Source organism: Rhodococcus sp. CX (assembly GCF_015865005.1).
Classification (GTDB): domain Bacteria; phylum Actinomycetota; class Actinomycetes; order Mycobacteriales; family Mycobacteriaceae; genus Rhodococcus.
This window is the reverse complement of sequence record NZ_JADZGH010000068.1, coordinates 38,932-45,671: the sequence shown is the minus strand read 5'-3', so window position 1 is coordinate 45,671 and position 6,740 is coordinate 38,932. Positions and strand designations below refer to the sequence as shown.

Sequence of the window (6,740 nt, the reverse complement as noted above, 5' to 3'; positions counted from 1 at the left end):
TCGGCGGCGCCCTGGTTCTGAGCGAATTCACCGGTGCCGCAGCAGAATTGCGTCAGGCCTTCCTGTGCAACCCGCACGATCTGGAGAACGTGAAGGACCAGATGGAGGCCGCGCTGTCACAGTCCCGCGAGGACGGACGGCGGCACATGCGGGCCCAGCCGGCTCACCAGCCAGCGACCGTCCTCGTTCTCCAGCTCGACCCGGACCCGGCTGGCGCTGCTGACCGCCTCCGGGAACTCCGAGTTGGTACTGATCGTGTTGACGAACAACATCGCCACGGCGTGGTCGGCCTCGGCCGAGACGATCGACGACGACTGCACGACGGCCTGAACGCTGATCGACTTCTCCTTGGCGCCCGGGACGATCACGTTGTTCATCAGGTTCAGGTATTCCTCGCGGAAGTCGCCGGTCAGCCCCTCCGCGGCGGCCGCGACCTGCTCGTCGACCTTGTCGTAGCTGTATGCGAGCACGGCGACGGCCTGCTCCTCGGCGGCCTTCACCGCGTCGGTGCGTGCCACCTCGGCGGCGTTGTCCTGGAGCTTGCCGTAGGCCAGCCAGCCGACGACCGCGGCCAGCACGACCGCGACGGCCACGAGTGCCCCGGCCAGCGCCCGCGGAACACCTTTCTTCCCGGTGGGAGACACGGACTCGCCGCCGGAGGTCGCCTCCGCCGTATCACTGCCGGAGGCGGTCTCCCTGCTCTTCTCGAGGACGACTGCCTCGTCGCTGCCGTCGTTCTTCTCGGTCCGGTTCTCGTCGCTCACGGTACGAACTCCACCTTCGATGCCAACAGCCGTCCGCCCTCGTCGCAGATCGTGACCCGCAACCGGAAGTCACGCGGCGAGGGTTCGGGCTGGCCGGCGTTGGACACCATCATGCGCGAGGCAACCAGCGACGACGTGCACGCGCCGTCCTCGGTCTGGATGCCCGCCTCGATCACTTCCCCGTTGGTGTCGACCCCGGCCTTCTGCACGACCTCCACGAACGGGCCTTCGCGGCCTTCGAATTCGGCCTTGAAATCACCGGTGGCCCCGTCGAGCAGTCGCTGGACGTCGGCGTCGGCAGTGTCGCTGTGAATCGTGGTCAGGTTCAGCACCGTCTGCCGCGCGGCCTGCAGGTACGCCTGGCGTCGTTCGTCACGCTCGTTGCTCGACTGCCGGTCGATCAGCAGCCAGACCCCGGCCGCGATCAGCGCGACGATCAGGACCGCCGCGCCGATCGAGACGGGCCGGGTCCACGCCCGACCCGCCGACGTGCCCCCGGAGGTCGGGTTCTCCGATGTCGTGTTCTCGTCCGTCATCAGCCCTGCTGTGCCTTCATGTACGCCTCCAAACTCGTGTCTGCCCCCGTGCCCGTGTGGCGGTAGACCGTGCCGTCCGGACCAATGTACGTGCCGGTCGCCGGATCGATCCGGCGCGCGGTCACACCCGCGGGCGCGGCGGCGTCCGAACCTTCGGAGTACGACGCGGGCTGAGGGACGTCGTTCGCGGATGCCACCGGCGTCGGCGGGCCGATCCACGGGTTGTCGGTGTACTCGGGCTGGTAACCGGTCCGGCACATTTCCGGCGTCGGTGCACGACGGCCCGGGAACTCCATGCAGGGAACGTTGCGGGCACCGCGCACAGTGTTCGGATCCGATTGCGGCAGTTTGCAGAACAGGTCACCGGGCGAGTCGATCAGGGACTCGTCGGCGGGACTGCGCCACTGGTCCGGCGGAAGGAAACCGGCCAGGCACGGCGGCGGATCGTGCAACTGGAGATGGAAGTCGACGACCGCACCGTCCTCGGCCGGTCCGCTGCCGGCCGCGGTGATCAGTGCCGTGGTCATCGGCGGGTACAGCACCAGGATCTGTTCGATGCCGGCGTTGTAGACGACGCCGACCTCACCGACACTGACGAGGTTCGCGAGCAGCAGCGGCAGGGTGGGTTTCAGGTCCTGCAGCAGTTGCTCGGCTTCCGCGGCCGCGCCGGGCCCCTTGTCCATCAGCGCCCGCAGATCCGGGTCGCTGACGCGGAGCCGGTCGGTGAAGGTCACCATGTCCCGTGTCCAGGAACGGATCGCGTCGCTGCTGACGACCTGGGTGTCGAGCAGCGGGCCGAGCTCGTCGAGCAGCTGACTCGTGGGAGCGCTGTTGGCGTTGGCCTCCTGCACGAACAGGCGGGTCGAGTCGATCAGTCGCTGCAGATCGGGCCCGGATCCGTTGAACGCATCGAACGCCTCGTCCACGACGGTCTGCAGGCGCGTGTCGCTGATGCTCGCGAGCAGCACATCCGCCTGGTCGAGCAGTGCCCCGACCTCCTGCGGCACGGTCGCCCGATCGACGGGGATCACGTCACCGTCCGCGAGATGCGCTTCGTCCGAAGCATTCTCGTGCGGCACCAGGTCGATGTACTGCTCGCCGACCGCCGACACGCTGCGCACCGCGACGTCGACGTCCGCCGGAATCTTGTAGTCGCTGTCGATCGACATCTCGGCCTCGACCCCGGTAGGTGTCAGCGAAACAGTATCGACCACACCGACATTCGTTCCCCGATAGGTGACGTTCGAATGCCGGTACAGGCCACCGGTCGACGGCAGCTCCGCGGTGACCGTGTAGCGGCCGACCCCGAGAAGCTGCGGCAGCCGGACGTACTGCGCCGACATGACGACCAGTCCGATCACCGTGAGGATCGCGAAGATCACCAACTGGATGCGGACGAACCTCGAGAGCATCATGGCGCGGGCACCCCCAGCTGCGGCAGTTCGGGGATCGTGAACTCGCCGAGCCCCGGGACGGTCACGGTCGCCGGGCCGGGCCCGGTCCGCGGAGCCGGCGGCTGCAGCGGGGCCAGGAACGGGTCGGTGGCCTGTCCCGCGAGTCCGGCGTCCTGCCCCAGGATGCCTTCGGGACCGGCGAGCCGGCCGGCGAGCGGGGTTCCGGTCAGGAAGTTCAGGTCGAGACGATCCAGGGTCAGGTCGATGGTCATGGCGAGGTTCGCGTAGTCGCCTCGGATGATGTTGTTGATACCGGCCTGCGGGAACGGGTAGGTGAGCAGCACACCGAGCACCTGGGTGAGCGAGTTGCCCGAATCCGCGAGTGCCCGCAGGGTCGGGGTCAGTGCCTGCAGGTTCGTGTCCAGATCCTGACCGGCGTTCTCGACGAGCCTGCTTGCGACGGAACTCAACTCACCGAGCGAGGTCAGCGCCGCGGTCAGATTGCCCCGCTGATCGGAGAGCACCTCGAGCGCCGCGGGCAGTTCGTCGAGGGCGCGTTCGAGGGTGTCGGTCTGGTCGTTGACCGTCGACGCCAGCCGGTCCATGCCCTCCATCGCGGAGATGATGTCGGTGCGCTGCCGGTCGAGGGTGCCGACGAGTTCGTCGAGCCGCGGCATCAGGTCGCGCAGCGAATCCTCGCGTCCGACGAGCGCGGCGTTCAGTTCGGTGGTGATGTCGTTGATCTGGGCGAGCCCGCCGCCGTTGAGCACCACCGACAGCGACGACAGCGTCTGCTCGGTCGTCGGGTAGGCACCGGCGCGTTCGAGCGGGATGACGTCGCCGTCCTCGAGCCGGCCCTGCGGCGGTTCGTCGGTCGGCTCGGCCAGTTCCAGGTGCTGCGATCCGAGCAGGCTGGTCTGCCCGATGCGGGCGGTGGCGTTCGCGGGCAGTTCGACGTCCCCGTCGAGGGCCACCGTCACCAGCGCGTGCCAGTCCACGACCTCGATGTTCGCGATGCTCCCGACGGTGACGTCGTCGACACGCACCGGCGAGTTCTGGGACAGCGTCGTGACGTTCGGCATCTCGATCTGCACCTGGTAGGCGCCGTCCCCGTGCCCGGCGGTGCCCGGCATCGGGACCGAGTTGAGCCCGTTCCATTCGCAGGCCGACAGTGTCATCGCGGCGATGGCCAAGGTGGTGACGGCTGTGAGCCGCCCGGTGCGCGTGGTCATCGGCCTCCTCCCGGCTGCAGCAGTGAGCCCAGGTCGCCGGGCACCTCGATGCTCGGCAGTCCGGACAGCAGCCCGTCGACCGGGCCCGGTGCGGGCGCTTCCTCGGGGGCGATTCCACGTCCGGCCGTGGCCTCTTCGAGCCACGGTTCGGTGTAGTAGAGCTGGTCCGGGAACGCCTGCACGCCGGCGATCGGGTTGATCAGGTACGGCAGGTAGTTGCTCGACAGGGAGGCGAGCACGGGTCCGAGTTGCTGCCGGCACAGTTCCTCGCTGCGATCCGAGGTCGCGTTGGCCGCCGCACCCACCGAGCCGCACATCCATTCGATGGGGTTGCGGCCGTTGCTGATCGAGAGGGCCCCGGTGAGCGAACCCTGGGCGGGCTTGTAGATGTTGTAGAAGTTCGACAGCGCCGTGGGACCGGAATGCAGGACCCGTTCGATCTCGGGCCGCTTGCGGGCGAGGACCTCGGTGGCGTCGGCGAGGCGCTCGACGGATTCGGTGAGTCCGTCACGGTTGTCCTGGACGAACCGCTGCACGTCGCCGACCGCGATGTTCAGGTCGGTGAGCGAGGTTCCGAGCTGGTCGGAGCTCGCGGCGAGCACGTCGGACACGGACGCGAGGCGGCCGCCGAACTGCACGATCTGCTCGTCGCTCTTCGACAGCACGGAGACGAATGCCTGCAGGTTGCGGACGGTGGAGAACAGGTCGGTGCGGCCGTCGGAGAGGGTCCGCATCGTCTCGGACAGTTCCCGCAGCGCCTCGCGCACGGTGGCGCCGTTGCCCTCGAGGTTCTCGGCGGCGGTGTCGATGAACCGGCCGAGCGAGCCCTGCGGGTCGAGATCCTCCGGTCCGAGCGCCTCGGTCAGCCGCATCAGTTCGGTCTTGATCTCGTCCCACTCGACGGGAGAGGCCGTGCGCGACAACGGAATCGTGGCACCGTCGGCGATCGTCTCCCCACCGGAGTACACGGGGGTGAGCTGAATGAACCGTGCCGAGACGAGGCTCTGCGCGATGATCACGGCCTGGGCGTCGGCGGGGACGTCGACCGAGTCGTCGACCTGCATCGTGACCCGGGACATGTCGACGCCCGGTTCGATGGAGGTGATGCTCCCGACCGGCACGCCGAGGACCCGCACGTCGTCGCCTTCGTACAGTCCTGTGGTGGACACGAATTCGGCGTGGATCGTGCGCTTGCCCCAGCCCGGCAGCACGAGCGCGGCGACGCCGGCGATCAGGGCCGCGGCGACCGCGGCGGCGACCGCGGGCAGCAGCCACTTCGGCCGGCCCGGCTTCTTCCCGTTGTCGATGGTCGTGTCGCTCATTCGCCATCCTTCTTGATCGACGGCGGGTTGTCCGGAATCACGTCCTCCAGGTCCTCCTGCAGGAGTTCGGGCGCGACGAACCCGTCGACGACCGCCTTCCACCACGGTGCGGGCAGGATGTTCGAGACGTACGCGTTGAAGAACGGTCCGCTGGCGACGGATTCGCCGAGGGAACTGATGTAGGGGCCGAGTCCGTCGAGTGCTTCGGCGATGTTGTCCTTGTTCGCCTGCAGATTCGCGGTGACCGCGTTCAGCGTCTCGAGGGTCGGCGCCATCTGTGCCTGGTTGTCCTGCACGAGACCGGTCAGCTGCCGCGACACCGCCGAGACGTTCGCGATGAGTTCGGTGATGGCGTCGCGACGCAGGCTCAGTTCACCGAACAGATCGTTGGCGTCGAGGATCAATTCGTTGATGCGGTCGCTGCGTTCGGCGAGGATGCCGGTGACGTTCTCGGCGCGGCCGAGAAGTTCCTGCAGCGATTCGTCGCGCGCGTTGATGGATTCGGAAAGCCGCCGCATGCCTTCGAGAGCTCCGCTGATCTCGGGCGGGGTGTCCTGCAGTGCAAGCGACAGGGCGTCGAGCGATTCGTTGATGCCGTCGGTGTCGAGTTCGGACACGCTGGTGGTGAGGTCCCCGAGCGCATCGGGCAGCGAGTACGGCGCGTTGGTGCGCTCGACGGGGATCGTCGTGCCGGGCCGCAGGACGCCGTCACCGGCCGGCCGCACCGCCAGGGACTTGCGGCCGAGGACCGTGTTGGTCTTGATGTCGGCGCCGGTCGCCTCGCCGAGGGCGATGCCGTCGCGGACCGTGAAGGTCACCAGCACCTGCTGTCCGTCGAGCTCGACGCCGGTGACGGTACCGACGTCGACACCGGCGAGGCTGACGTCGTCGCCCGGCACGAGGCCACCCGCGTCGGTGAAGTGCGCCGAGTAGTTCAGGCCTCCCGAGATGAACGGAAGCTGGTCGTACTGCAGGCCCGCGAGCACGATCGCGGCACACACACCGAGGCCGATGACACCGACCTGGACTGGATTGCGTTCACGAGTAGGGCTCATTCGACCTTTGCACACCTTCCGGTCGTCTGCTCCGCCGACGTGTAACGGATCGTCGTCCCGTCCGGTCCGGAGAACTTGAACGTGTTGGCGCACAGGAAGAACTGGAAGAAGTTTCCGTACACACCGACACGGATGAGCTTCTTGTAGTCCGTCGGCAACCGTTCGAGGGTGCGATTGATGTCGTCCTCACCGAGCTCGAGCTGCGTCATCGTGCGGTTGGTCTCGGCGATCACCGACTGCAGGTCGGGCCGCGTTTCCTGCAGCAGCGACGCGAGATCCGCGGTGCCCGCGGACAACTGCGGGAGCGCGGCCCCGATGGGGTCGCGGTCCTCGGCGAGGCCGCCGACGAGAGTGTGCAGCCGGTCGATGGTGTCGCCGAACTGCTCGTCGCGTTCGTCGATCGTGCCCAGCACGGTGTTGAGGTTGTCGATGACGTC

7 protein-coding genes and 1 pseudogene are annotated in these 6,740 nt (G+C 68.0%); 1 reads left to right on the top strand and 7 read right to left on the bottom strand.

Translation table 11 applies throughout. From position 1 onward, the window contains the following. A pseudogene (locus I0Q12_RS35080) lies at positions 1–92 on the top strand (hypothetical protein); the annotation flags it as partial. Positions 93–116: 24 nt separating this feature from the next. Here the strand turns inward: I0Q12_RS35080 and I0Q12_RS07230 are convergent. The 7 genes from I0Q12_RS07230 to I0Q12_RS32250 all read right to left on the bottom strand — a co-directional run. Next, on the bottom strand, positions 117–764 hold the full coding sequence (locus I0Q12_RS07230; protein ID WP_374068607.1) for a twin-arginine translocation pathway signal: 648 nt from the start codon (positions 762–764) through the stop codon (positions 117–119). Continuing rightward, positions 761–1,300, bottom strand: a complete 540-nt coding sequence (locus I0Q12_RS07225; RefSeq protein WP_197251284.1) for a hypothetical protein — start codon at positions 1,298–1,300, stop codon at positions 761–763. Before I0Q12_RS07225 ends, I0Q12_RS07230 begins: the two co-directional genes overlap by 4 nt. Next, positions 1,300–2,715, bottom strand: a complete 1,416-nt coding sequence (locus I0Q12_RS07220) for an MCE family protein (RefSeq protein ID WP_197251283.1) — start codon at positions 2,713–2,715, stop codon at positions 1,300–1,302. Before I0Q12_RS07220 ends, I0Q12_RS07225 begins: the two co-directional genes overlap by 1 nt. Continuing rightward, on the bottom strand, positions 2,712–3,926 hold the full coding sequence (locus I0Q12_RS07215; RefSeq protein ID WP_197251282.1) for an MCE family protein: 1,215 nt from the start codon (positions 3,924–3,926) through the stop codon (positions 2,712–2,714). Before I0Q12_RS07215 ends, I0Q12_RS07220 begins: the two co-directional genes overlap by 4 nt. Further along, complete coding sequence (locus I0Q12_RS07210; RefSeq protein ID WP_197251281.1) at positions 3,923–5,248, bottom strand: MCE family protein; 1,326 nt, start codon at positions 5,246–5,248, stop codon at positions 3,923–3,925. The genes I0Q12_RS07215 and I0Q12_RS07210 overlap by 4 nt, the downstream gene beginning before the upstream one ends. After that, entirely contained in the window at positions 5,245–6,303 is a 1,059-nt protein-coding gene (locus tag I0Q12_RS07205; protein WP_197251280.1) for an MCE family protein, read from the bottom strand. Before I0Q12_RS07205 ends, I0Q12_RS07210 begins: the two co-directional genes overlap by 4 nt. After that, positions 6,300–6,740, bottom strand: a 441-nt coding sequence (locus tag I0Q12_RS32250) for an MCE family protein (protein ID WP_231610182.1), incomplete at its 5' end; no start/stop codon positions are given. The genes I0Q12_RS07205 and I0Q12_RS32250, both read right to left, overlap by 4 nt.